Genomic DNA, 23,658 nt, shown 5'->3' with positions numbered 1-23,658 from the left:
CGAGTTTTGCGATGCCGCAGGTGCTGCGCTTCGACAACGTCTGCAAGCAGTATCCAGGCGGCCACGTCGCGCTGGATGGCGTCAGCTTCGGCGTTGACGCCGGTGAAATGCTCTTCGTCACCGGGCATTCCGGTGCCGGCAAGAGCACCCTGCTCAGGCTCATCCACCTGTCCGAGCGGCCCAGCCGCGGCGCGGTGCTGTTCGGCGAGCGCAACCTGCTCAAGGTCCGCGGTGGCCGCGTGGCCCTGCACCGGCGCGAGATCGGCGTCGTGTTCCAGGACCACCGCCTGCTTGCCGACCGCAGCGTGCACGACAACGTCGCCCTGCCGCTGGTGCTGCGCGGCATGCGCCGCGGCGACGCCGGCCGGCGGGTGCGCCCGGTGCTGGAGCGCCTGGGCCTGGGTGCGCGCGGCAATGCCCTGCCCGGCGAGCTGTCGGCGGGCGAACAGCAGCGCGTCGGCATCGCGCGGGCGATCGTCGCCGAGCCGCGCCTGCTGGTGGCCGACGAACCCACCGGAAACCTCGACCCCACCCTGGCCGCGGAGATCATGGCGCTGTTCGCCGCGCTGCCCGGGCAGGGCACCAGCGTACTGGTCGCAAGCCACGATCTTGGCCTGGTCAAGCGCATGAAGAAGCGCGTGCTGGTGCTCGACCATGGCCGCCTGGCCGACGACATCGCGCCCGAGGACCTGGCCGATGAGTGAGCCCATCGCACGCGCCAGGGCTTCGACCCGCTCGCGCCCGGGTGCCTGGATCGACCACCACGCCTACAGCATCGTCGCCAGCCTCGGCCGGCTGTTGCGCAGGCCGGGCTCCACCGCGCTCACCATCGGCGTGATGGCGGTGGCGCTGGCGCTGCCGCTCGGACTCTGGCTGGTGCTTGCCAACGTCGAACGCTTTGCCGGCGATGTCCAGGCGTCGCGCCAGCTGAGCGTGTTCCTCAAGCAGGACATCGCATCGGAGCGCGTGGCCGAACTGGTGGCAGAACTCGACGCTCGCGCCGACATCGGCGTGGTCGAGCACCGCACGCCGGCGCAGGGCCTGGAGGAGCTGCGCGATCGCAGCGGCCTGGACGAGGCCATCGACCTGCTTGGCGACAACCCGCTGCCGCATGTGCTGCTGCTGACGCCGGCCGGGGACGAAGTGCTGCTCGCCGACTCCTTGCGCACCCTGCCCGAGGCCGAGCTCGTACAGCACGATGCCGCATGGCGGCAGCGCCTGGACGGCTGGCTGCGCTTTGGCGGCCGCGTGGCCTGGGTGCTGGCGGCGCTGCTCGGCCTGGGCGCGCTGCTGGTGGTCGGCAACACCGTGCGCCTGGACATCCAGTCGCGACGCGACGAACTCGGCGTGCTGCAGCTGCTTGGCGCAAGCGACGGCTTCATCCGCCGGCCATTCCTGTACCTGGGTGCCTGGTACGGCCTGGCCTCGGGCGCGCTGGCGCTGGGGCTGCTGATGGCCGCAGGTGCCGCCCTGCGTGCGCCGCTGGCGGAGCTCGCCGCAAGCTATGGGAGCAGCTTCGCGCTGACCGGCTTCGCGCCGCGCCAGGCACTTGCGGTCATCGCCGGTGCGACCGTGCTCGGCTGGCTTGGCGCCGGGGCGGTCACCGGGCACTTCCTTCGCCAGACCCGGCCCACGGAGACCTGACCGTGACCGTGACCGATATCCGCCATCTCGACGGCAGCAATCCCCGGATCATGGTGGTCGACGGTTCGCGGCTGGTGCGCAAGCTGATCGGCGATGTGCTGCGCGACCAGCTTCCGAATGCGGAGGTCGTGTCCTGCGCCGGCCTGGCCGAAGCCCATGCCGCGCTGGCGGCCGCGCCCATCGATCTCGCCACCACTTCGCTGGTTCTTCCCGACGGCAACGGCCAGCAGCTGGCCATGGCGGTGCGTGCTGCCGCCGGCCAGCGCTACGTGCCGGTGATCGTGGTTTCGGCCAACGCCCAGGAGCATCTCGAGGGCCGGCGTTTCAGCGACGACATCACCGACTACTTCGACAAGTCGCACGGCCATCGCGCGCTGGCGGAATTCATCCGCGGCTACGTGCAGCCGGCGCCGATCCCCGGCGCGCGCGTGCTGTACGTCGAAGACAGCCGCACCGTGGCGCTTGCGACCACGCGCATGCTCAAGGCGCAGCAGATGGAGGTGGTGCACCTGACCAGCGTCGAAGCCGCGCTGGAATTCCTGCACGAGCGCATCGCGGCCGGCGAGGCGCCGGGCATCGACCTGGTGCTGACCGATGTCTACCTCAAGGGCGAGCTCGACGGCGGCCACCTGGTGCAGGCGATCCGCGGCGAATTCGGCTGGTCCAAGCGCCGGCTGCCGGTGCTGGTGATGACCGGCGATGCCAACGCCGAAAACCAGGCCGCGCTGCTGCGCGATGGCGCCAACGACCTCGTGCTCAAGCCGATCGAGGAGCGGCTGCTGGTGACCAAGGCGCTGTTCCAGCTGCGCCTGTCGCGCCTGCCCGAAACCGCGGTGGCCGGCGCATGAGCGAAGCGGCAGGCCGGATTCGCCTGGAGTCATCCTGGAAGGCGCGGGTAGGCGACTGGTTTGAGCGCGATGACATGCTGGCGCTGTCGGCCTTCCTGCGCGAGCGCCAGGCCGCCGGCGTGCGGATCTTTCCGCCTGGTCCGGACATCTTCGCCGCCTTCGACGCCACGCCTTTCGACGACGTGCGCGTGGTCGTGCTCGGCCAGGATCCCTATCACGGAGCCGGCCAGGCACATGGCCTGTGCTTCTCCGTCCGCCCGGGCGTGCGCGTGCCGCCGTCGCTGGACAACATCTACAAGGAGATCCAGCGCGACCTCGGCATGGCCCGCCCCGACCACGGCTGCCTGCTGCCCTGGGCGCGCCGCGGCGTGCTGCTGCTCAATGCCGTGCTGACGGTCGAAGAAGGATGCCCGGGCTCGCACCAGCGCAAGGGCTGGGAAGGCTTCACCGACCACGTGGTCGATGTGCTCAACCGCGAGCGCGACGGCCTGGTGTTCATGCTCTGGGGCGCGTATGCGCAGGCGAAGGGCAAGGTGATCGACGCCCATCGGCACCGCGTGCTGCGCAGCACGCATCCGTCGCCACTGTCCGCGCACCGCGGCTTCCTGGGCTGCGGGCACTTCTCCGCGGCCAACAGATACCTCGCCCGCAACGGCGGCGCAGCGCTGGACTGGTCGCTGCCGCCGAGGGCGGAGCTGGAGGCGATGTGATGGACATGCCGCTGCTGGTGTCCCTGCACCTGCCCAAGACCGCAGGGACCAGCTTTGCCGAAACCCTGCGCGCAGCCAATGGCGACGGCTATCGCGATGACTATGCCGACCTGCCCATGCAGTACGGCGCGCTGCGCAGGCGCAAGCACGCGGTGCGTGGCGGCCTGGCGCTGCGCGGAGGCGTCCCGGTCGATGCGACCTGCATCCATGGGCATTTCCTGGCCTTGAAATACCGCATCGCGCTGGGCCGGCGGCCGGCGCGCTGGATCACATGGATGCGCGACCCCGTGCAGCGCCTGGCCTCGCATTACGCGTTCTGGCGCCGCGACTACGACGGCGACGACCCCGCCCAGCCGCTGCGCAACCGGATGCTGCGCGAACAGTGGACGTTCGAACGCTTCGCGCTTGGGCCGGAGATGCGCGACGTCTACCGGCAGTACCTGTGGGGCTTCGACCCCGAGGGCTTTGATTTCATCGGCATCACCGAGCACTACCATGCCGACCTCGAGCGCCTCGCGCGGCGCCTGGGCTGGGAGGCGGTGGACGCTGCCGAACTGGTGAACCCGGAGTGCGGGGAGTCGGGTTACGACATCGGTCCGCAGCTGCAGGCCCGAATCGAACGCCACCACGCCGGCGATGTCGCCCTGTACCGCTGGGCGCTGGCGCGACGCGGCGCCTGAAGCGCCGCCGGCGCTGGCGGGAGCAGCGCGCTTTCCTCAGGGAGGTGGATGCCGCCGGAGGCCTTTGATGGCCGGCGCGCCCTGAGCCGCACCGGACCGGGGCGCGCTCCCGCGGCTTCCCCCTGGCCGCGATTGGAGCTCTGAACGCGGCGAGTCGTGAATTAGGCCGTTTATTGTTCTATCTGCAGGATGAATGAACTTATTCATCGTTTAGCAGTCTTAACAGGCCACTGCTAAAATCGCTGCCATGACTGCAACCGCCCCCAGCTACCCGCTCGTTCCCAACAACCTGCCGATCCCCAGCGCGCTCGGCTCGCTGGACGCGTACATCGGCGCGGTGCACCAGATCCCCATCCTCACGGTGGAAGACGAACAGGCGCTTGCCCGTCGCTTCCACGATGAGGAAGACCTCGGTGCCGCCCGTGACCTGGTGATGTCGCACCTGCGCTTCGTGGTCCACGTGGCCCGCGGCTACAACGGCTACGGCCTTCCGCTGGGCGACCTGATCCAGGAGGGCAACATCGGCCTGATGAAGGCGGTGAAGCGCTTCGACCCGGATGTCGGCGTGCGCCTGGTCTCGTTCGCGGTGCACTGGATCCGCGCCGAGATGCACGAGTACATCATCAAGAACTGGCGCATCGTCAAGGTCGCCACCACCAAGGCGCAGCGCAAGCTGTTCTTCAACCTGCGCCGCAGCAAGAAGCGCCTGGGCTGGCTCAACGCCGCCGAGGTCAGCGCGGTGGCCAAGGACCTCAACGTCTCCGAGCGCGAGGTGCTGGAGATGGAGTCGCGCCTGTCCGGGCGCGACATCGGCTTCGACATGTCCGCCGACGAGGACGACGAGCGTGCGCCGCCGGCGCCGGCCGCCTACCTGATGTCGCGCGACGAGGATCCTTCGCAGGCCTATGAGCGCGAAGACAGCCAGTCCAGCCAGCTCGAACTGCTGCGCGAGGGCATGTCGCGGCTGGACGAGCGCTCGCGCGACATCGTCAAGCGCCGCTGGCTGGACGCCGACAACAAGGTCACCCTGCAGGAGCTGGCCGACGAGTACGGCGTCTCCGCCGAGCGCATCCGCCAGGTCGAGGCCAACGCGCTGAAGAAGATGAAGGCGCTGTTCGCGGCCTGATCGCGGCGCGGATCGCCCCTGGAAAGCCCGGCCCAGGCCGGGCTTTTTCGTTCCGCCGCGCTTATCCGCTGCGACCCTGGTGCGGGACGTCGCTCACCATTTGAACAGCACCAGGCTGATCGCCAGCACGGCCATGCCGCTCACCAGCCCGTACACGGTCTCGTGGCCCTTGGCGTAGCGCTTGGCCGCCGGCAACAGCTCGTCCAGCGCCAGGAACACCATCACCCCGGCGATGATCCCGAACACGCTGCCGAACACCGCGTCCGACAGCCAGGGCCGCAGCAGCGCATAGCCGATGATCGCGCCCAGCGGCTCGGCCAGGCCCGAGAGCAGGCAGGCGCCGAAGGCATAGCCCTTGCTGTTGGTGGCGAAGTACACCGGCACCGCGATGGCGATGCCTTCGGGCACGTTGTGGATGGCGATGGCGAAGGCCAGCGGCATGCCCACGCCGGGGTTTTCCAGCGTGGCGAAAAAGGTGGCCAGGCCTTCCGGGAAGTTGTGCACGGTGATCGCCAGCGCGGTCAGCAGGCCGACGCGCTTGATGTAGGCGGCGTTGTGCTCGCGGAAGAAGGGGTCGTCGGCCTCGAGCCGCTCGTGCGGGTTCGGCACCAGGCGGTCGACCAGCATGATCAGGCCGACGCCGGCGAGGAAGGTCATCGTGCCGAAACTGAAGCCGAGGCGCTCGCCATAGCCCTGGCTGAAGGAGTCGATGGACTTGTTGAGGATCTCCGACAGCGACACGTAGACCATCGCGCCGCCGGCGAAAGCCAGGCCAAAGGCGAGCAGTCGCGCATTGGGCCGTGCCTGCGCGAAGACCAGCAGGCCACCGACGCCGGTGGCGAGGCCCGCCGCGGTGGTCACCGCCAGCGCGACGAGCAGGTTGGCGGTGGCGACTTCGATCATGCGTGGAGGCTCCTGCCTGGGGCGATGGCAGCGACGGGCCAGCGGCCGGCGGTGGAGTGGTGGGCGTCCCAAGGTAGCCCAGGGCCTGCGCATGCGGGAAGGGCGGTGCGCCGGTTGCTATTGTGCGCGCATCGCGCCACTCCGGCGCCCGTCGAGGATCCTCCCGCATGTCCGACCGTGAAAAGCGCATCGCGCTGCTGATAGACGCCGACAACGCGCCGGCGTCGAAGATCGAAGTGATCCTCGCCGAGATCGCGCGCCACGGCGTGGCCAACGTGCGCCGCGCCTATGGCAACTGGAAGAGCCAGCACCTGGTGGGCTGGGAAAAGTGCCTGCATACCTGGGCCATCCGCCCGATCCAGCAGTTCGCCTACACCACCGGCAAGAACGCCTCGGACATGGCGATGGTGATCGACGCCATGGACCTGCTGTACGCGGGCAACCTCGACGGCTTCGCGATCGTCTCGTCCGACGCCGACTTCACCCCGCTGGTGATGCGACTGCGCAACGACGGCGTGGCGGTGTACGGCTTCGGCCAGGAGAAGACGCCGGAGCCGTTCGTGCGGGCGTGTTCGACCTTCCTGTACCTGGAGAAGCTGGGCGAGCCCGACGAAGACAACGGCGATGCCCGGCCCGCGCCTTCGCCGGCGCAGCTGCAGCACGATGCCGACCTGGTGCGCCTGCTGCGCGGCGCGGTCGATGCGACCCAGGGCGAAGATGGCTGGTCGAAGCTGGGCGCGGTCGGCAGCCACATCGGCAACCAGGGCTCGTTCGACTCGCGCAACCATGGCTACCGCAAGCTCAGCGACCTGATCGAGGCGATCGGCCTGTTCGAAGTGCGCCGCCAGGGGCAGGTGATCGAAGTGCGCGGCCGCAGCGCGCGCGGGCGCAAACAGGCAGCGACCAGCGCGGCCTCCGCACCCAGGGCGGCGAAAACCACCGGCGCGGCCAAGGCCCCTGCGGCCAAGGCCCCCGGCGCGGCCAAAGCCCCTGCGGCCAAGGCCCCCGGCGCGGCCAAAGCCCCCGCGGCCAAAGCCCCCAGGCCCGCCAAGACCCCACCAAAACCCTGACCTGCCAGATCGCCTTCGTGGGAGCGGCTATAGCCGCGATCGCCGTCCACGGGACACCGGACCATCGCCGCTATAGCGGCTCCCACAGGACACCGGGCCATCGCAGCTATAGCTGCTCCCACAAGGGCCTCGCGGTTATAGCTGCTGCTGCAAGGGCTTCGCGGTTATGGCTGCTGCTGCAACTGGTTTTGTAGGAGCGGCTATAGCCGCGATAGCGATTCCGCAGGATGTTGGAGCTATCGCCGCTATAGCGGCTCCCACAGAAGAGCTGCTCCACACCTGCAGAAGAGCTGCCCATAGAGCAGCCTCTTCCCCACAACAGCGGATCCAACGGGGAAGAGGTCGCGCTTCAATACAGGTCGGTGGGGTCCACGTCGAGCGACCAGCGGACGCGGCGTGCTTCCGGCAGCGCGTGCAGGCTCGCGACCACGGCATCGAGCAGCGCGTGCAGCGCCGGCCGCCCGGGCGATGACAGCAGCAGCTGGGCGCGGTGCATGCCTGCGCGGCGCGGCATCGGCGCCGGGATCGGGCCGATGACCTGCAGCGTTCGCGCCTGCGCAGGCGGCAGCGCATTGCGCGCCTGCTGGAAGGCTTCAGCCGCCGCCTGCAGGAACGCGTCCGGCAGGCCCGCCTGCTGGGCTTCGGCGCGCAGCAGCGCCATGTGCGCGAACGGCGGGAAGCCGGCGGCGGCGCGCTGCGCAAGTTCGGCGTCGGCGAATGCGCGGTAGCCGCCGTTGACCAGCACCTCCAGCAGCGGATGCTCGGGATGGTGGGTCTGCAGCAGCACCTCGCCCGGGCGCTCGGCGCGGCCGGCGCGGCCCGACACCTGAATCAGCAGCTGGGCCAGCTTCTCGCTGGCGCGGAAGTCGGCCGAGAACAGGCCCTCGTCGATGCCGACCACGCACACCAGCACCAGCTTCGGCAGGTCGTGGCCCTTGGCCAGCATCTGCGTGCCGACCAGGATCCCGGGACCGTCCTCGAGCTTCGCCAGTTCGCGCGCCAGGCCGTCGCGGCGGCGGGTGCTGGCGCTGTCGATGCGCAGCACGGGAACGTCGCCGAAGCGCGCGGCCAGCAGTTCTTCGATGCGTTCGGTGCCCACGCCCTGCGGCTGCAGCGCCAAGCCCGCGCAGTCGGGGCAGGCCATCGGCACCGACCGCCGTGAACCGCAGTGGTGGCACTGCAGCCGGCGGCCGCCAGCGTGCACGGTCATCGGGATCGCGCGCTCGGGCGTGCTGCAGCGCGAACATGCCGCGCTCCAGCCGCAGTCGTGGCAGAGCAGCACCGGCGCGTAGCCGCGGCGGTTCTTGAACACCAGCACCTGTCCCCCGGCGTCGAGGGCGCGGCGGGTCGCGGCCAGGAGTTCGTCCGATAGCCCGGCGTGCAGCGGCCGCTTGCGCACGTCGTGCACGCGTACGCGCGGCGGCCTGGCTTCGCCTGCGCGCTGGCGCAGCTGCAGGTGGGCATGGCGGCCGGCGCGCGCGTTGTGCAGGGTTTCAAGCGACGGCGTCGCGCTGCCCAGCAACACCGGGATGTCCAGCGCCTTGCCGCGCACCAGGGCCACGTCGCGGGCGTGGTAGCGGATGCCGTCCTGCTGCTTGTAGCTGCCGTCGTGCTCTTCGTCGACCACGATCAGCCCGGCCTTGGGCAGCGGTGCGAACACGGCCGAGCGCGTGCCCACGATCACCTGCGCCTCGCCGCGCCATGCGGCCGCCCAGGCGTGCGCGCGTTCGCCGTCGGAAAGTCCCGAATGCAAGGCATGCACCGGCACCCCCAGGCGCGCCCGGAAGCGCGCCAGCATCTGCGGCGTCAGGCCGATCTCCGGCACCAGCACCAGCGCCTGCCGGCCATGGGCCAGGCAGCGCTCGGCGATGGCCTGCAGGTAGACCTCGGTCTTGCCGCTGCCGGTCACGCCCTCGAGCAGCACCGATGCGAACCCCTGGACGTCGCGCAGCGACTCCAGGGCCGCGGCCTGCTCCGCGTTGGGCGCGTGCGCGGGTCCGCCCGTGGCCGGTGCCGCCGGCCCGGTGATGGCCACCCGCTCAAGCAGCCCGCGGGCCTCCAGGCTGCGCGCCGCCGTGCGCCAGCCTTCGATGGCGTCATCCAGCAGGTCTTCGGCGACCACGCCGTCGCGCAGCGCTTCGGCCAGGCGCCGCGGGCGCGCACCGCGCTTCAGGTCTTCGATCGCCATGGCGCCGGCCGCCGTCAGCGCCCGGCCCCAGACGACGGTGTCGGGCAGCGGGCCTCCACGGCGCAGCGCCGCCGGCAGTGCGGTGGCCAGGACTTCGCCCAGGGGCGCGTGCAGGTAGCGGGCCAGCCATTGGCCCGTGGCCAGCAGCTCGCCATGGAACAGCGGGTCGGGATCGAGCCAGGCCAGTGCCTCCCGCAGCGCCGGCGCGTTCGCTGCGGCCGGGCCGGCGGCAGCCACCACGCCCACCAGTTCGCGCGGGCCGAAGGGGACGCGAACGCGCCTGCCGACATCGTCCGGGGAGGCGTTCGTGGCACCGGGAGCGAGGTAGTCGAACAGCCGCGGCATCGGCAGCGGCAGGGCGACGCGCAGGACGTTGGCGGGCATCGCCGCAGTCTAGCGAGTCGTCCCCGCGGCACCCATGCCGGTTGCGAGCCAATGTTGCCTTGCAAACTACGATTAGGCTGCAAGTCACGGAACCTCAAAGGAATTTTGTTTATCCACACAAGCTGTGGATAAGTCTGTGCATGGTCCATGCGCCGGGACCCCCAAACCGCGTGGGAACAGCGTTCAGGCAGCGTTGGCTAAAAAAGCACCATTGCCTGAAAAGCGAATGGATACAGTCACTTGGCCGTGAAACATGACTGTCGCAATGCTCCACGTTGCCGTGAAGGTTCCGTCATGACATTTGCGTGACCGCTGTGAACAACCTTCGGCAGCCGGAAACAGGCGGGTGCCCGCGGTGAAGCGCAAACTGTGCGCCCCGTCAAGGGCCGGCCACGGCCGCCGCCACCGCTATGATGGCGCCCTCCACGCGCCCGACCCCATGACCCCACCACGCCCGCCCGACCCCGCCGACCTCGCCGCACCCACTGCGCTGCGCGCGTTCCTGCGCGGCGTCGAACGCCGCGGCCATGCGTTCGCATGGCTGCTTGCGGGTTCCCGCGCGGCCGGTGACGACGCGTTGGCCTGGGCGCTGGAGCGGTTCGCGCGCGAGGCCGGGCGGACGCCGTTCGGGGAATGGCCGCGCCGCTTCTGGTCGCTGCTGCTGGCAGCACCGGCGATGCGCAGGCCGCCGCCGGACCCGCACTGGGAGCCTGACTTCGAATGGCTGTCCCGGATCGGCCACGGCCCGCGCGCGGCCCTGCTGCTGCGCCTGGTCGCGGGGCTGGCCGAGTCCGACGCCGCGACCGTCCTCGGCATCGCGCGACCGACCTATCGCCTGGGGCTGCAGCGCGCGCTGCCCCGCAACGCCGATGGCAACGCCGACGTCGACGCCTGGCAAGCGCTGGGCGGTGCCGTGCAGGACCTGCTGCGGGCACAGCCGCACGTGCAGCCGGCCCCGTCGACGCGATCCGCTGCGGCAGCGCGCGCGGCGCCCGGCCCTGGCGATGGCGCGCCGACGCGCGCTCCCGCTGGCCGGGGCCTGCGCACGTCGCTGTGGCTGGTGGCGGCCGCCACCGTGCTCGGGCTGGTCGCGACCTTCGTGCGCTTCGATGGCCTTCCCGCCGGCCTGGCCCAGGCGCCGGACGGCATTCTGGTGGAAGCACTCCCCGCGGCCGAAGCACCCGCCGGTCGCTACCCCGAGCAGGAGGCGCTCGCGCTGCACCCGGACCTGGCCCTGCTGCTCGATGCCGGCGAAGCCGACGCGGCCGCCGCCGATCCCGCGTTCCACGCCTGGCTGCTGGCCGAGGGCGAAGCCGATGCGGACCCCGTTGCAGGTGCCGACGCGGGAGCCAGTGCCATCGCCACCGACCCGCCTTCGGTCCCCGCCGCGGCGGCGATCCGGATTCCTGCGGAGCGACCCGCGGCCCCGGCGGAAGAACGCCTGGATGCACTCGACCCCACGGCCCTTGCGCAGCTGGCGCAGCGCCGTGATCGCTGGAACGCACTGCCGCACGAACAGCGCGGTGAGCGCCGCGAGCGCTGGCTGGCCTGGCGCGACCTCTCCGTCGCGGAGCGCCAGTCGCTGCGCGGCGCCGCAGCGCAGCACGCCCTGCGCACGCCGGACGAGCAGGCCGCCCTGCGCGCTCGCTTCGACGCCCTCGACGCCAGCGACCGCCACGGCTGGCTGCTGGGGCCGGACCTTGGCGCCGACTACCCCCAGCTGCATCCGCTGATCGCCCAGGTGCCGCTGGATGCGCGCACCGCGTTGGTAGAGGCCCTGCGCGGCCTCGACCCGCAGGCGCGAGACGACCTCGTCGTGCTTGCCGTGCGTACCCCCCCGCAGGAGCGCGCCGAGCTGCGCATCGAGCTGCTCGCAACGCCGCCGGCCCAGCGCAGCCGCTGGCTGCGGCGCAGGGTGGCACCGGTCCAATGAACTCCGTCCCGGGCAGGGTGCGCGAGACCCCTGTCCCGGGCTTCGCGGGCGAGGTGCGCACCACCGCCATGCTCGCCCTGCCGCTGGTGGCCGGGCATCTTTCGACCGGGCTGATCGGCTTCGTCGACAGCGTGATCGCCGGTCGCCACGGCACCGCCACCCTGGCCGCGGTCTCGGTGGGCACGGCCGTGTTCTGGCTGCCGATGATGGTGCCGATGGGCACGCTGATGGCACTGCCGCCCTCGGTGTCGCAGCTCAATGGTTCCGGTCGCCGCGACGCCATCGCGCCCCTGTTCCGGCAGTCGCTGTGGCTTGCGCTTGCGCTTGGCGTGCTGCTGTTCGCCTTCCTCAGCCTTGCACCGCTGGCGCTGGTGCCGATGGGCATCGCCGAAGACATCCAGCCGGGTGCACGCGACTTCCTGCACGGCATCCGCTGGGGCGTGCCGGCGCTGACCCTGTATTACGCGATGCGCTACCTGAGCGACGGCCTGCACTGGACGCTGCCGACCATGCTGCTCGGCTTCGGCGGCCTGCTGCTGCTGGTGCCGCTGGGCTACGTATTCGCTTTTGGCGCCTTCGGCGTGCCGGAGATGGGCGCCGGCGGTCTGGGCCTGGCGTCGTCGGTGATGATGTGGGCGCAGGCGGCCGCGTTCGCCGTCTACCTTGCGCGTGCGAAGCGCTTCGCCTCGCTGGGCCTGTTCGCGCGCTTCGACCCGCCGCGCCGGGAGCCGATCAGCGACCTGCTGCGCACCGGCCTGCCGATCGGGGTGACCGTGGCGATGGAGGGCGGGCTGTTCATCGTCACCGCGCTGCTGATCGGCCGGCTTGGCCAGTTCGAGGCCGCGGCCCACCAGATTGCGATGAACGTCGCCAGCCTGTGTTTCATGATTCCCTTTGGCGTGGCCGAAGCCACCACGGTGCGCGTGGGCCATGCCCTGGGCACCGGTGGCGGTCGCGAGGGCGTGCGCAGGACGATGCTCGCCGGGCTGGCCCTGGTGCTGGGCACCCAGGCGCTGTCGGCGCTGGTGCTGGTGCTTGGCCACGACGCGATCGCCGCGGTCTATACGGCCGACGAGGCGGTGGCGGGGCTGGCCGCCTCGCTGCTGCTGTTCGCGGCGGCGTTCCAGTTCCCCGATGGCGTCCAGGTGCTGTCCGCCGGCGCGCTGCGCGGGCTGAAGGACACGCGCGTGCCGATGCTGCTGGCGGCCTTCGCCTACTGGGGCGTGGGCATGGTGATTGGCGCCGGACTCGGGCTGGGCCTGGGCATGGGCCCGCGCGGCATGTGGATCGGTCTGATCGCCGGGCTGTCGGTCGCCGCCGTGCTGATGGCCGGGCGCTTCCTGCGCAGCAGCGGCCGGCTGCCCCCGCGGAACCCTGGCTGACGGCGCCCGGCCGCGGAAGCACAGTGACCGATGGCGGATGACGCCGCCCGCCGCCAGCGGCGATACTGGCCGCATTGCCTTTTCCCGGTTGTCCGCCATGTCAGCACTGCCCCCGACCGCGCCGCGTCGACGCGGCCCCATCGCCCGCGTGATCGTGGGTGCCTGGGACGCGCTCAATTTCACCCGTCGCCTGGTGTTCAACCTGCTGTTCCTGCTGCTGGTGCTGCTCGTGCTGGCGGCGATCTTCAGCGCCGAGCGGGCCAAGCCGCTGCTTGATCGCACCACCCTGGTGATCGCGCCCGAAGGTGCCCTGGTCGAGCAGTTCAGCGTCGACCCGGTCAGCCGTGCGTTCGGCAAGATGACCGGCCAGGACACGCCCGAGGTCCGCCTGCGCGACCTGCTGCGCGTGATCGAGAAGGCCGCCGAAGACGAGCGCATCGAGCGCGTGCTGCTGCGCACCGATCGCATGGCGTTCTCCGGCTACGCATCGATGCGCGAACTCGCCGACGCCGTCGGCACGCTGCGCGAGGCCGGCAAGGAGGTCGTCGCCTACGGTGACTACTTCGGCCAGGCGCAGTACCTGCTGGCCGCGCAGGCCGACGAGGTCTACATGGATCCCTACGGCGGCCTGGTGCTCGAGGGCCTGGGCCGCTACCGCCAGTACTACCGCGAAGGCCTGCAGGACAAGCTCGGCGTCGACATCCACCTGTTCAAGGTCGGCGAGTTCAAGTCCGCGGCCGAGCCCTACATCCTCGACCAGGCCTCGCCCGAGGCCAAGGAAGCCGACCTGTACTGGATGAGCGACATCTGGCAGCGCTTCCTCGGCGACATCGCCACCGCGCGCGGGCTCGACGTCGCGGCGCTGGCGGCCGGCGTGGACGGCCTGCCCGAGGGCGTGCAGGCCGCCGGTGGCGACCTGGCCAGGCTGGCGCTGGACCAGAAGCTGGTCGACGGCCTCAAGACGCTCGAAGAAGTGCAGCAGCTGCTCGCCGAGCGTGGCGAGACCGACGAGGACAACGACAGCGGCGTGCGCGAGATCGCCTACGACGCCTACCTCCAGCACGTCACCAGCCCGATGGCCGCCGTCGACGCACGGCCGCAGGTCGCGGTGGTGGTCGCCGAGGGCGCGATCATGGGCGGCAAGCAGAACCCGGGCAGCGTCGGCGGCGAGTCGACCTCGGCCCTGCTGCGCGCGGCGCGCGACGACGACAAGGTCAAGGCCGTGGTGCTGCGCGTGGACTCCCCCGGCGGCGAAGTCTTCGCCTCCGAGCAGATCCGCCGCGAAGTGGTCGCGCTGAAGCAGGCCGGCAAGCCGGTCGTGGTGTCGATGGGCGACATGGCCGCGTCCGGCGGCTACTGGATCAGCATGGACGCCGACGCGATCTACGCCGACCCGTCCACCATCACCGGCTCGATCGGCATCTTCGGCATGTTCCCGACCATCCCGCGCACGCTCGAGAAGATCGGCGTGCGCACCGATGGCGTCGGCACCACGCGCTTCGCCGGCGCCTTCGATCCCACGCGCCCGCTGCAGCCGGAGGTGGGCACGGTGATCCAGAGCGTGATCGACAAGGGCTATCGCGACTTCATCGGCAAGGTGGCGACGGCGCGCGAGCGCAGCGTGGAACAGATCGACACCGTGGCCCGGGGCCGCGTGTGGAGCGGCGCACAGGCGAAGGAGCGCGGCCTGGTCGACGAATTCGGCGGCCTGCGCGACGCGCTGGCCAATGCCGCCTCGCGCGCCGAGCTGGGCGAGGACGGCTGGGGCGTGAGCTACATCGAGAAGCCGATGACGCCGTTCGAGAACTTCGTCGCCGGCATGGCCGAAAGCCGCATCGGCGCCAGCGTGATGGCCCGCAGCGGCCTGGCCCAGAGCCTGCTGGCCAGGGTGGCTCCCGAGCTGGTCGCCGAGCTGCGCTTCATCGAACAGGTCATGGCGCGCGGCGGCCACCCGGTGAAGGCCGTGGCCCACTGCTTCTGCATGCCGTGAGCAGCATGGACCGGTCGCGCTGGCGCCTCGATGGACAGCTGGCCCTGGTCACCGGCGGCAGCGCCGGCATCGGACGTGCGATCGCTTCGGAACTGCTCGGCTTCGGTGCGCGCGTGCTGATCGCAGCGCGCGACGGCGACGCGCTCGAGGCCACGCGCGAGGAGCTGCTCGAGGAGCATCCCGAAGGCGACGTGCGCGCGCTGATCGCCGACGTCGCCGACGACGAACAGCGTCGCGAACTGCTGGACTGGGTCGAGGACCAGGGCGAGGGCCTCAACATCCTGGTCAACAACGCCGGCGGCAACCTGGCCAAATCCTCGATCGACTACACCGAAGACGAGTGGCGCGAGATTTTCGAGGTCAACCTGTTCAGCGCCTTTGAACTCTCGCGCTACGCGCATCCGCTGCTCGCGCAGCATGCGGCCAGCTGCATCGTCAACGTCGGCAGCGTGTCAGGCCTCACCCATGTCCGCACCGGCGCGCCCTACGGCATGAGCAAGGCCGCGCTGCACCAGATGACCCGCAACCTCGCCTGCGAATGGGCCGAGGACGGCGTGCGCGTGAACTGCGTGGCACCCTGGTATATCCGCACCCGCCGCACCTCGCCGGCGCTGGCCGATCCGGATTACCTCGACGACGTGCTGCTGCGCACGCCGATGGGGCGCATCGGCGAACCCGAGGAAGTGGCCGCCGCGGTGGCCTTCCTGTGCCTGCCGGCGTCGTCGTATGTCACCGGCGAGTGCATCGCGGTGGACGGTGGGTTCCTGCGCTACGGGTTCTGAGGCTTCGCTATCGCCCCGGCCCTCAGCCAGCGCCTTGGCAGTCGTCGGGTCGTTCAGTAGGCCCGCACGCCGCCGCCGATACACTCGGAGACGGCAAGCAGGAGCGGGATCTGTCGCAGGATGCCCATCGGCCTAGCCATGGAGCCGCCTGACCTCGGCCACGGAGCCCGTGATCAGCTTCTCCAGCACCTCAAGGTCCACGTCGGAGAGCCTGCGGATGGACAGGCACGACTTGCCCATCTTGTGGCGCCCGAGTCGCGCAAGCAGTTCGGCCTGGTCGGCGCCCTCGGCCGTGAGGTAGACGCTGATGTCGTTCTTGCGCGGCGAGAAGCCGGTGACCGCCGTGTCGCCTTCGCGCCCGCTCGCGTACTTGTAGTGGTACGTGTCGAAACCGACGATGGCAGGTCCCCACATGGCGGCCGGCTTGCCCGTGATCCTGGCCATCATGGCGGCGAGCGCCTGGCAGTCTTGCCGACGCTGCGCATCCTCGATGGCTGCCAGGAATCCGGAGACGCTCGCGTCTGTTGGTCTGGTCTTGTTTTCGCTCATGGTGCTCGTGACTCCGCCTCCGGGTCCGCGCCGGCCCGGTGTTCATCCAGCACCGGTTGCACCCGCTCGCTCCAGAATTCGCGCACCGCTTCGGCGAGGGCCTCCCGTCCCGTATCGTTGACGATGACCACGTCGGCGATTTCCCGGCGCTCGGCGTCCGTTGCCTGGGCATCCACCCGTTTCCAGGCCTGCTGCCTGGACATGCCGCGCACGCTGACCAGGCGGGCAACCCGCACCTCGGCAGGCGACTCCACCACCAGCACCAGATCGAGTCCGACCCGCGGCTGGTCGGCCTCGACCAGCAAGGGCACGTCGGCTACGACCACGGCGTCGGGGCCGGCCTGCGCGGCACGGCGCGCGATCTCGGCGCGCACCCGCGGATGGATGATCTGGTTGAGCCTGGCCCGGGCGGCGTCGTTGCCGGACACGAGCTTTCGCAGGGCGCGGCGGTCCAGTTCGCCGCCCCCGGTGATCACTTCCTCTCCGAAGACCTCCCTGATTTCGCGGAGCGCTTCGGTGTCGCGCATGACCACCCGGCCGACCAGTTCGTCGGCGCTGATCACCACCGCCCCCAGTTCGCGCAGGTCCCGGGCCGCAAGCGTCCTGCCCGCGCCGATGCCACCGGTCAGCCCGATGGTCAGCAGGGCCGCGCTGTCCCGGGCCTGCCGCCCCAGACGGGTGGCCGGCGGATGGGTGTCGTGCTCCGGCTCGGTTCCCGGCTCGTACTCGGGCCGGATCACGTACTCGGCCATGTCGTGCTCATCCTCGCGCGCGCGCCGCCTGTATTCCTCGACCGGCAGGACCTGCTTCCACTGGCGCGTGCGCATCGGCTTGACCGTCCCGGCATCCTCGCGCAGCGCCCGCAGCAGCAGCACGCACAGGCCCATGACCAGCAACAGGACCGGCGCTCCGATGACGATGATGACCTCCTGCAGGGCGGCGAGCCCGTGCTCACCCGAGGTCACCAGGATCACGGCGCACACCAGGCCCACGGACAGGGCCCAGATCACGCGCTGTCGCTTGGGCCCCGGGTCTTCATGCCCGGAAGCCAGGTTGTCGAGCACCAGTGCGCCCGAGTCGAGGGATGTGACGAAGAAGATGGTGATCACGACGAGCGCCAGCACCGCCGTGAACCCGTACATCGGGAAGGACTGGAGGAACTGGAACAGCGCGGCCTCCACGTTGCCGTTGCTCACGATGGTTTCGGTCAGGGAGCCGGCCGTCGCCGCCGCCCGGTCGATCCGGAAGGCGCTGAACCCGAAGGTTCCCATCCAGATGACGACGAAGGCCGTCGGCAGGCCGATGGATGCGGTGACGAAGGCCCGTATCGAGCGCCCGCGCGAGATGCGGGCGATGAACAGCCCGACGAAGGGCGACCAGGTGACGGTCCACGCATAGTAGAAAACAGTCCAGTCCCCGGACCACCTGCCACCGCCGAAGGCATCGTTGAAGAAGGAGAGCATCGGCAGATGCGACACATAGGCCCCCGCCGACTCCACGATGCCGCGGATCGTGTCCATGCTGGCACCCCACATGAGCACGAACACCATGAGCGCGACCATCAGGACGATGTTCAGGTAGGAAAGCCGCTTGACGCCCTTGTCCAGGCCGGCCAGCGCCGAAGCCAGCGCGAGTGCGGTGATGAAGGCGATGATGCCGGCCTGCAGCCAGCCGTTCATGGGAACGCCCATGACGTAGCGCATGCCGGCGTTGATCTGCATCGCGCCGAGGCCGACCGACACGGCAAGCCCGAAGACGGTTGCCACCACGCAGGTGATGTCCACCGCCTTGCCCCACGGCCCGTGGATCCCCTCCCCGAGCAGCGGCTGCAGCGCCGAAGACACGCGCGGGGGCAGCCGGCGCTTGTAGGTGAAGTAGCCGAAGCACAGCCCCGGGATCACCAGCAGGGCCCACATGTGGATGCCGAAGTGGAAGTTGGCGATGGCCAGGGCCTGCATGGCCGCCACGTCGGTTGCCGGCATGGTCCCGTAGAGCGGCGGATTGGCGTAGTGGGTCACCGGCTCCGCCACGCCCCAGAACATCAGGACCGCACCCACTCCCGCCGCGAAGAGCATGCCGAACCAGGCCACTCCCGAATACTCCGGCTCCGCATCGTCATCGCCAAGCTTCACGCGTCCATAGCGACTGGCCGCCAGCCCGAGAGCGAAGATCACCAGCGCGGTCGTACCGAGGGTGTAAAGCCAGCCGAGCTCGTAGCGAAGGAAGTCTGCCACCACGCCAAATGCGCTCTGGAGGGGGCCGGGGAAGAGCGACATCGCCGCGGCGAAGGCGAAGATGATCAGCACGGAGACGAAGAACGTCACCGGGCCGGTCCGAAGGCCGAGGAAATCGTGCAGCCGGGTCAGCATGAACCTCTCCCGTGATCAACGTCCCGGGAATGATGTGTCGCGTACACGTGACGGTGTCGTGCCCGGTTGGCCCGGTCGCTGGCCTCGTGGTTCGCAGAGCGAGCAGGAGCAACAGTCATCTAGTCATGCGGGGAGGCCACCTGCTTCGATGCAAGCGCACGACGCACGAGTTCATACGCCGTCTCCTGGACGGCAGAGCGGGCAGTTCCTGTACCCGAGTTCGAGACTACGGCAACCGCCATGTCGTACTCGGGCACGAGCATGAAAAATGCCGCGCCGCCTGCCTGGGTTCCGCCATGGTGGAAGATCAGTGTCGGATCACCTGCGCCAAGCAGTCGCTCCGACGTGTCTATGCGCCAACCAGCGGCATAGTTCTGCGGATTCGGTGCGCCGTCGGATAAAAGCATTGGCGTCCACAGCAGCTGCTTTCCGGCATCCGAGACAAACCCGCTGCCAAGCAGTCGAATGCCCAGCCGCACCAGGTCAACAGGTGTCGAGACCATCCCGCCACCGGCGATCTTGTAACTGCTGTCGGTTGGATAGTCCGGCGTGAAGCGGCCCGAATCAGCACTGTAGAAGGACACCCTTCGAGGCATTTCGCCGGCGCGGTCCACGTCGGAATCCTGCATGTCGGCAGGCATGAAGAGCTGCTCTTCCAGCAAACGCGGAAAATCCATCCCGCTTGCTCCTTCCATCAAGCGGGAAAGCAAGGAATAGCCAAACGTGGAGTAGTTGAAGCCTTCGCCTGGAGTGAACAGCAGCTTGTCATCCCGGAAAAGCGACAGTCCTTCATCCACGCTGTTGAACGGCTGGTTCGAATACATCTCCCACCAGCCCAGCCACCAGGCCGGCATGGAATAGTGGCGCACACCTCCGCTATGCGACACCAATTGACGTGCGGTCAGTGGCGCAAGATGCGCTGGCATCCCCTGGACCTGGCTTGAAATCGGGGCATCCACGTCGACCTGTCCGGCATCCACCAACCGAGCCAGCAACACGCCGGTCAGCGCCTTGGATGTACTGCCCAGGCGGTAGCGGGAGCGCAGGGTTGCCGGAGTACGACTTTCGATATCGGAGTATCCGACTGCGCCCGCCCATTGAACAGTTCCGCCGTATCCGATGGCGCCGGACATCGATGGCAGGCCTGCCCCTGCACGCGCCTCGTGCAAGATCGTGCCGAATCCCAATGCAGCAGTCGCTTCGGTCGAAGCCAGCTGGTCGATCCTGTCATCTACCGGCGGAATCGATTCATCCGGATGCATCCATTTGAAGTAGAAGACGATGTTCGGGCCGGCAAGAACGAGCAGTATCAATGCCAGCCAGGCAGCAACGCGCAGGAGCTTCCCGGTGCGGCTTCGTGGCTGAACATCCGTGCCGCGTCGATAGGGCGTCGTCAATGGAGGGGCCTTTGAATGCCGTGTCAGGTCGTGAACGTTACAGCCTGGCCCACGACTGGCGAAGCCCCACCAGGTGCACCAGGCCGATGGCAAGGCAGATCGATGAGCTCACGACCCAGAACGTGATGCTGTTGCCGGGGAAATAGGCCATGACGGGCACGAACGCCACACCGCGACCGATGTAAACGGCCGTGACGGCACAGAGGACTGTCCGACGCAGCGGAAACTTGGGAAGCACTCCCGCAGCCGAGAGCGCGTAGGCACCCCAGATTGCCAGGACGGCGGCGATCGCCAGCGTAGCCACCGTGGGGTACCAGTGGCCCGCTGTGTGCAGCTGTGCCATCTGCTCTCCCGCGCCCAGGAGGCGGAAGAGCGGCGCACCTACCACCAGGCAGGCCAGATGCATGAGGGCGGCGAAGCAACTCAGGACGCCGCCGGCTAAGAGGAGCTTGTTGGTTGGACTTGCCACGTGATCTCCCTTGCTTGCCGGCCGGACGTGGTGCCGCCGATGGGCGAGCCGCTACCGTAAGTGAGCCCCAGCCAGCCCACTGCTCCGGCGGCGCAGTCCGCTACCCCGGGCGCCCGGCTCCTCCACGGCACGCCACGCGATCCATCGGGAACTCGACGACCCGGAGCGTCTCCCCGCGCATTCCCTCGATCCGCGCCCTGAGCCGGTGATCGCCCTCACGTGCGTAGGCCACGCGCTGGGGAAAGTCGTGCTGCAGGTTTTCGAAGACGACCTCCGACCCACTGATGCGCAGGACGGGAAACGTTGTCGTGCGCTGCCCGGACGGATGCGCGATGAAGGCGAGCGTCCCGTCCGGCAGATGGCGCAGCTCCATGAACTCGAACTGCGCGGTCTTGCCGTCCTTCACCGTGCGGCCCATGCCGAGCATCGTTCCGCCGGCAGGCGCCGACCACTGCTCGCCCGAGCCGGGTTCGCCCCCTTCGGACGCCCAGCAACCGGACAGCCAGGACAGGCTGGACAGCCCCGGCCCGGCGGCGGATGCGCTGGCCATCGCGAAGACGGAAAGCAGGAGCGGGATCTGTCGCAGGAAGCCCATAGACCTAACCATGAAGGCGCCTGACCTCGGCCACGGAGCCCACGATCAGCTTTTCCAGCACCTCAAGGTCCACTTCGGAGAGCCTGCGGATGGACAGGCACGCCTTGCCCATCTTGTGGCGGCCGAGTTGTGCAAGCAGTTCGGTCTGGTCGGGGCCCTCGGCCGTGAGGTAGACGCTGATGTCGTTCTTGCGCGGCGAGAAGCCGGTGACCGCCGCATCGCCCTCGCGCCCGCTCGCGTACTTGTAGTGATACGTGTCGAAACCGACGATGGCAGGCCCCCACATGGCGGCCGGCTTGCCCGTGATCCTGGCCATCATGGCGAGAAGCGCTTGGCAGTCTTCCCGACGCTGCGCATCCTCGATGGCTGCCAGGAATGCGGACACGCTCGCGTCGGTCGGTTGGGTCTTGTTCTCGCTCATGGTGTTTTGGAGTCCGTGATGTCGAGCAACTTCCGCATGACGTCACCCGTCAGGTCCTGGTCGGAGGTGCCGGTGTATTGTGCAGTTCGACGCCAAGCGCGCGGACGAGCTTGATGATCGTGTCATAGCGGGGCTTGGCACTGGGAAGGCGGGCGGTGGACAAAACTTGTCCACCCGCCGAGCTCTGAGGCCGGAGCGCCGGGTCGGGAGGCCGGAATGCGGAGCAAATTGATCCACCCACCGAGCGGAACGGGTGAACGGGCACGCAAGTAGGCCGGGACACCGCGCGAAGAGCCCGGAACGCCACGCCCGGAAGCCGGGCAATCGGGCAAAGAAGGTGGAAGCCGGGGCCAGGAAGGCGATATCGCTGCAAGACCCTCGATCGAGCGAATCGAAGAGTTCACCGGGAAGCCGCACTTCGCGCATTGATTCGTGACCGCACCATGCCGCTGAAAACGCCATCGCGGCGGACCCATGCGTGGAACAGTGCCGCCGAAAGATGCCCCAGCACCAGCGCGAACAGCAGCCACGCCAACACGCCGTGGGCATCGCGCAGCACTGCGTATACGGCAGGATGGGCCGGCGCAATCGGCGGCAGCACCACGCCCGCGCCCAGGGTCACCGGCCACCCGCCTGCCGACCTGACGCCCCAGCCGAGCAGCGGCATCGCCAGGAACAGCGCATACAGGGCCCAGTGCGACCCTCTTGCCGCCAGCACCTGCCAGCGCGGGAGATCCGGCGGAAGATCCGGGACACCGGAGATGAGCCGGTTTGCCAGCCGCACCAGCCCGAGCAGAAGAATGGCGATGCCCAGTGGCTGGTGAAGCGCAAGAAGCCAAGGCCGATGGGTGAGGGAGCTCATCATTCCGACGCCGATGAACAGCATGGCGATGATCGCCAGCGCCATCAGCCAGTGGAGGATCCTCGCCAACAGGTTGTAGCTGCCCGGGGCGGTCACCGCGGTGCCTCCTTGCCCACCGCATCGGTGGCTTTCCCGTAGCCGATCTCGCGCTGCCTGGCGTTGTAGGAGTGCGCGTAGATGCCGGCCCTGGCCGCAAGCACCGGATCGTCGGACAGCTCGATGCCCGGGGGCACCAGCGTGGGGTCGAAGTTGATGTCTCGACATGCGCCGGTGGCCTGTTCAAAGACCCGGCGGACTTCAAGCGTGCCTGCAACGACCTGCTCCCGGGAGTCCGGCCACGGCTGCGACGGATCGTCGGTCGGGTCACCGGGTTCGGCAATCTGCAAGACCAGATCCCATTTCAGCGGCGCATGGGAAAGCTGCTCCGCCAGGCCGTCAAAGAGCATGTTGACGCCACCCTTGTCCCGCTCTTCAGCGGTTGCCGCGACAAATGGCGCATGCGGGCGGAATGACCACCTGACAGCCTGCCGCTCTCCCGCTTCGCCAACAAAAAAGTATGCGTGCATGGCATGGAGCCGGGCCCCGGAAAAGTTGCCCGGCCAAGGCGTCTTCTCAGACGCGGCCATATGCTTGGCCGCCTCGGGGTACCTGGCCAGGAACGCGGACACCTTGGCCGGGTCCGGTTGCCCGGTGGCGGGGTCCGGCGTGGTGGCCTTCCCCAGGGCAAGGAAGCCCGGCGCATCCCGGGTGGGGAAATACGGCGAGTTGTTCAGCTTCATTCGCCACTGCTGGCCGTCGGCATCGAGAAGCAGCGCCATGCTTACGGTTTTGGTCGACCTGTCGTCCGCGTACGGGCTGCCGGCGCCGATGGAGAACCGCCCGATCACCGGTGTCTGCGGCGCGGAAAAAACCCGGGCCCTGGAAAGACCGGCTGCTTCGGTGCTTGGCCGGAAAACGCCATCGAAGCACATCCCCTTCCCATGCGCGCGCCGATAACCGGCGGGAAAGGATGGCGGGGTATTTTCGAGGAAGGTGGAGGTCGTGATGCGATCGCCAACACGGCCCGAGGTGAACAGAAAGGCGGCAGCCAAGCCGCCAGCGATCAGCGCGATGGCGACCAGGGCGGGCCAGTGCTTCCTGGGGTTCTTTCCGGAATTCACGATCAGACCTCGCTACGCATACGTGGGACTGAACCGCCCCGGGAATCCGCCATGGCGAGCTCACGGGTGGGCCGATAACAGGCTGCCTCGGCTTTGACCGGCGGGATGTTCCTCACCGGCTCCAACCGGCGCCGGTGGTTGAGCCAGCCCACCGGACTCTGGTCCGCTACTCAACCTTTTGCTGAGAGTCAGACCG

Annotated in this window: 21 protein-coding genes; 11 read left to right on the top strand and 10 right to left on the bottom strand. The window is 69.2% G+C overall.

Features of this window, described 5'->3' with window-relative positions; translation table 11 throughout:
- The first annotated feature begins 11 nt into the window (after positions 1-11).
- The 6 genes from WCD84_RS00835 to rpoH all read left to right on the top strand — a co-directional run bounded on the left by WCD84_RS00835 (position 12) and on the right by rpoH (position 5,008).
- The gene (locus tag WCD84_RS00835; protein WP_343255564.1) at positions 12-704 is read left to right on the top strand and encodes a cell division ATP-binding protein FtsE; all 693 of its coding nucleotides are present in this window, start codon (positions 12-14) and stop codon (positions 702-704) included.
- Positions 697-1,644: a permease-like cell division protein FtsX gene (gene ftsX / locus WCD84_RS00830; protein ID WP_343280097.1), complete on the top strand. Its 948-nt coding sequence runs from the start codon at positions 697-699 to the stop codon at positions 1,642-1,644. Before WCD84_RS00835 ends, ftsX begins: the two co-directional genes overlap by 8 nt.
- 50 nt (positions 1,645-1,694) lie before the next feature.
- Positions 1,695-2,492, top strand: a complete 798-nt coding sequence (locus WCD84_RS00825; RefSeq protein ID WP_449280037.1) for a response regulator — start codon at positions 1,695-1,697, stop codon at positions 2,490-2,492.
- Positions 2,489-3,202 carry a uracil-DNA glycosylase gene (gene ung / locus WCD84_RS00820; protein WP_343280096.1) on the top strand — a complete coding sequence of 238 codons (714 nt, stop codon included), beginning with the start codon at positions 2,489-2,491 and terminating at the stop codon, positions 3,200-3,202. Before WCD84_RS00825 ends, ung begins: the two co-directional genes overlap by 4 nt.
- Positions 3,202-3,882, top strand: coding sequence for a hypothetical protein (locus WCD84_RS00815; RefSeq protein ID WP_343255568.1), 681 nt, complete (start codon positions 3,202-3,204; stop codon positions 3,880-3,882). The genes ung and WCD84_RS00815 overlap by 1 nt, the downstream gene beginning before the upstream one ends.
- A gap of 247 nt (positions 3,883-4,129) precedes the next feature.
- Positions 4,130-5,008 carry an RNA polymerase sigma factor RpoH gene (gene rpoH / locus WCD84_RS00810; protein WP_343255569.1) on the top strand — a complete coding sequence of 293 codons (879 nt, stop codon included), beginning with the start codon at positions 4,130-4,132 and terminating at the stop codon, positions 5,006-5,008.
- A gap of 93 nt (positions 5,009-5,101) precedes the next feature.
- On the opposite strand, the gene zupT is transcribed toward rpoH, so the two are convergent.
- Positions 5,102-5,911, bottom strand: coding sequence for a zinc transporter ZupT (gene zupT / locus WCD84_RS00805; RefSeq protein WP_343280095.1), 810 nt, complete (start codon positions 5,909-5,911; stop codon positions 5,102-5,104).
- Positions 5,912-6,078: 167 nt separating this feature from the next.
- On the opposite strand from zupT, the gene WCD84_RS00800 reads away from it, so the two are divergent.
- Complete coding sequence (locus WCD84_RS00800; RefSeq protein ID WP_343280094.1) at positions 6,079-6,981, top strand: NYN domain-containing protein; 903 nt, start codon at positions 6,079-6,081, stop codon at positions 6,979-6,981.
- A gap of 349 nt (positions 6,982-7,330) precedes the next feature.
- Here the strand turns inward: WCD84_RS00800 and WCD84_RS00795 are convergent, their stop codons facing one another.
- On the bottom strand, positions 7,331-9,553 hold the full coding sequence (locus tag WCD84_RS00795; protein ID WP_343280093.1) for a primosomal protein N': 2,223 nt from the start codon (positions 9,551-9,553) through the stop codon (positions 7,331-7,333).
- A 439-nt stretch (positions 9,554-9,992) separates the two neighbouring features.
- Here WCD84_RS00795 and WCD84_RS00790 point away from each other — a divergent pair, with 439 nt between their 5' ends.
- The 4 genes from WCD84_RS00790 to WCD84_RS00775 all read left to right on the top strand — a co-directional run bounded on the left by WCD84_RS00790 (position 9,993) and on the right by WCD84_RS00775 (position 15,640).
- Entirely contained in the window at positions 9,993-11,486 is a 1,494-nt protein-coding gene (locus WCD84_RS00790; RefSeq protein ID WP_343280092.1) for a DUF3106 domain-containing protein, read from the top strand.
- Positions 11,483-12,868: an MATE family efflux transporter gene (locus WCD84_RS00785; RefSeq protein ID WP_343280091.1), complete on the top strand. Its 1,386-nt coding sequence runs from the start codon at positions 11,483-11,485 to the stop codon at positions 12,866-12,868. The genes WCD84_RS00790 and WCD84_RS00785 overlap by 4 nt, the downstream gene beginning before the upstream one ends.
- A gap of 97 nt (positions 12,869-12,965) precedes the next feature.
- Positions 12,966-14,858, top strand: a complete 1,893-nt coding sequence (sppA, locus tag WCD84_RS00780; RefSeq protein WP_343280090.1) for a signal peptide peptidase SppA — start codon at positions 12,966-12,968, stop codon at positions 14,856-14,858.
- A gap of 5 nt (positions 14,859-14,863) precedes the next feature.
- The gene (locus tag WCD84_RS00775; protein ID WP_343280089.1) at positions 14,864-15,640 is read left to right on the top strand and encodes an SDR family oxidoreductase; all 777 of its coding nucleotides are present in this window, start codon (positions 14,864-14,866) and stop codon (positions 15,638-15,640) included.
- A gap of 132 nt (positions 15,641-15,772) precedes the next feature.
- Here WCD84_RS00775 and WCD84_RS00770 read toward each other — a convergent pair whose 3' ends face one another.
- From WCD84_RS00770 to WCD84_RS00735, 8 genes are all read right to left on the bottom strand, one after another.
- Complete coding sequence (locus WCD84_RS00770) at positions 15,773-16,189, bottom strand: DUF1801 domain-containing protein (protein ID WP_343280088.1); 417 nt, start codon at positions 16,187-16,189, stop codon at positions 15,773-15,775.
- Entirely contained in the window at positions 16,186-18,558 is a 2,373-nt protein-coding gene (coaE, locus tag WCD84_RS00765) for a dephospho-CoA kinase (RefSeq protein WP_343280087.1), read from the bottom strand. Before coaE ends, WCD84_RS00770 begins: the two co-directional genes overlap by 4 nt.
- 119 nt (positions 18,559-18,677) lie before the next feature.
- On the bottom strand, positions 18,678-19,955 hold the full coding sequence (locus tag WCD84_RS00760; RefSeq protein ID WP_343280086.1) for a serine hydrolase domain-containing protein: 1,278 nt from the start codon (positions 19,953-19,955) through the stop codon (positions 18,678-18,680).
- 37 nt (positions 19,956-19,992) lie between these two features.
- Positions 19,993-20,424 carry a hypothetical protein gene (locus WCD84_RS00755; protein WP_343280085.1) on the bottom strand — a complete coding sequence of 144 codons (432 nt, stop codon included), beginning with the start codon at positions 20,422-20,424 and terminating at the stop codon, positions 19,993-19,995.
- Between the two features lie 100 nt (positions 20,425-20,524).
- Positions 20,525-21,019 carry a DUF6265 family protein gene (locus WCD84_RS00750; RefSeq protein WP_343280084.1) on the bottom strand — a complete coding sequence of 165 codons (495 nt, stop codon included), beginning with the start codon at positions 21,017-21,019 and terminating at the stop codon, positions 20,525-20,527.
- A 4-nt stretch (positions 21,020-21,023) separates the two neighbouring features.
- On the bottom strand, positions 21,024-21,440 hold the full coding sequence (locus WCD84_RS00745) for a DUF1801 domain-containing protein (protein ID WP_343280083.1): 417 nt from the start codon (positions 21,438-21,440) through the stop codon (positions 21,024-21,026).
- A 400-nt stretch (positions 21,441-21,840) separates the two neighbouring features.
- A complete protein-coding gene (locus WCD84_RS00740) occupies positions 21,841-22,398 on the bottom strand; it encodes a cytochrome b (RefSeq protein WP_343280082.1) in 558 nt (185 codons plus the stop codon).
- On the bottom strand, positions 22,395-23,462 hold the full coding sequence (locus WCD84_RS00735; protein WP_343280081.1) for a catalase family peroxidase: 1,068 nt from the start codon (positions 23,460-23,462) through the stop codon (positions 22,395-22,397). Before WCD84_RS00735 ends, WCD84_RS00740 begins: the two co-directional genes overlap by 4 nt.
- Positions 23,463-23,658: the final 196 nt, after the last annotated feature.

The sequence above is a fragment of the Luteimonas changyuni genome, assembly GCF_039548395.1.
Taxonomy (GTDB): Bacteria; Pseudomonadota; Gammaproteobacteria; order Xanthomonadales; family Xanthomonadaceae; genus Luteimonas.
This window is presented reverse-complemented; position numbering and strand designations above follow the sequence as displayed.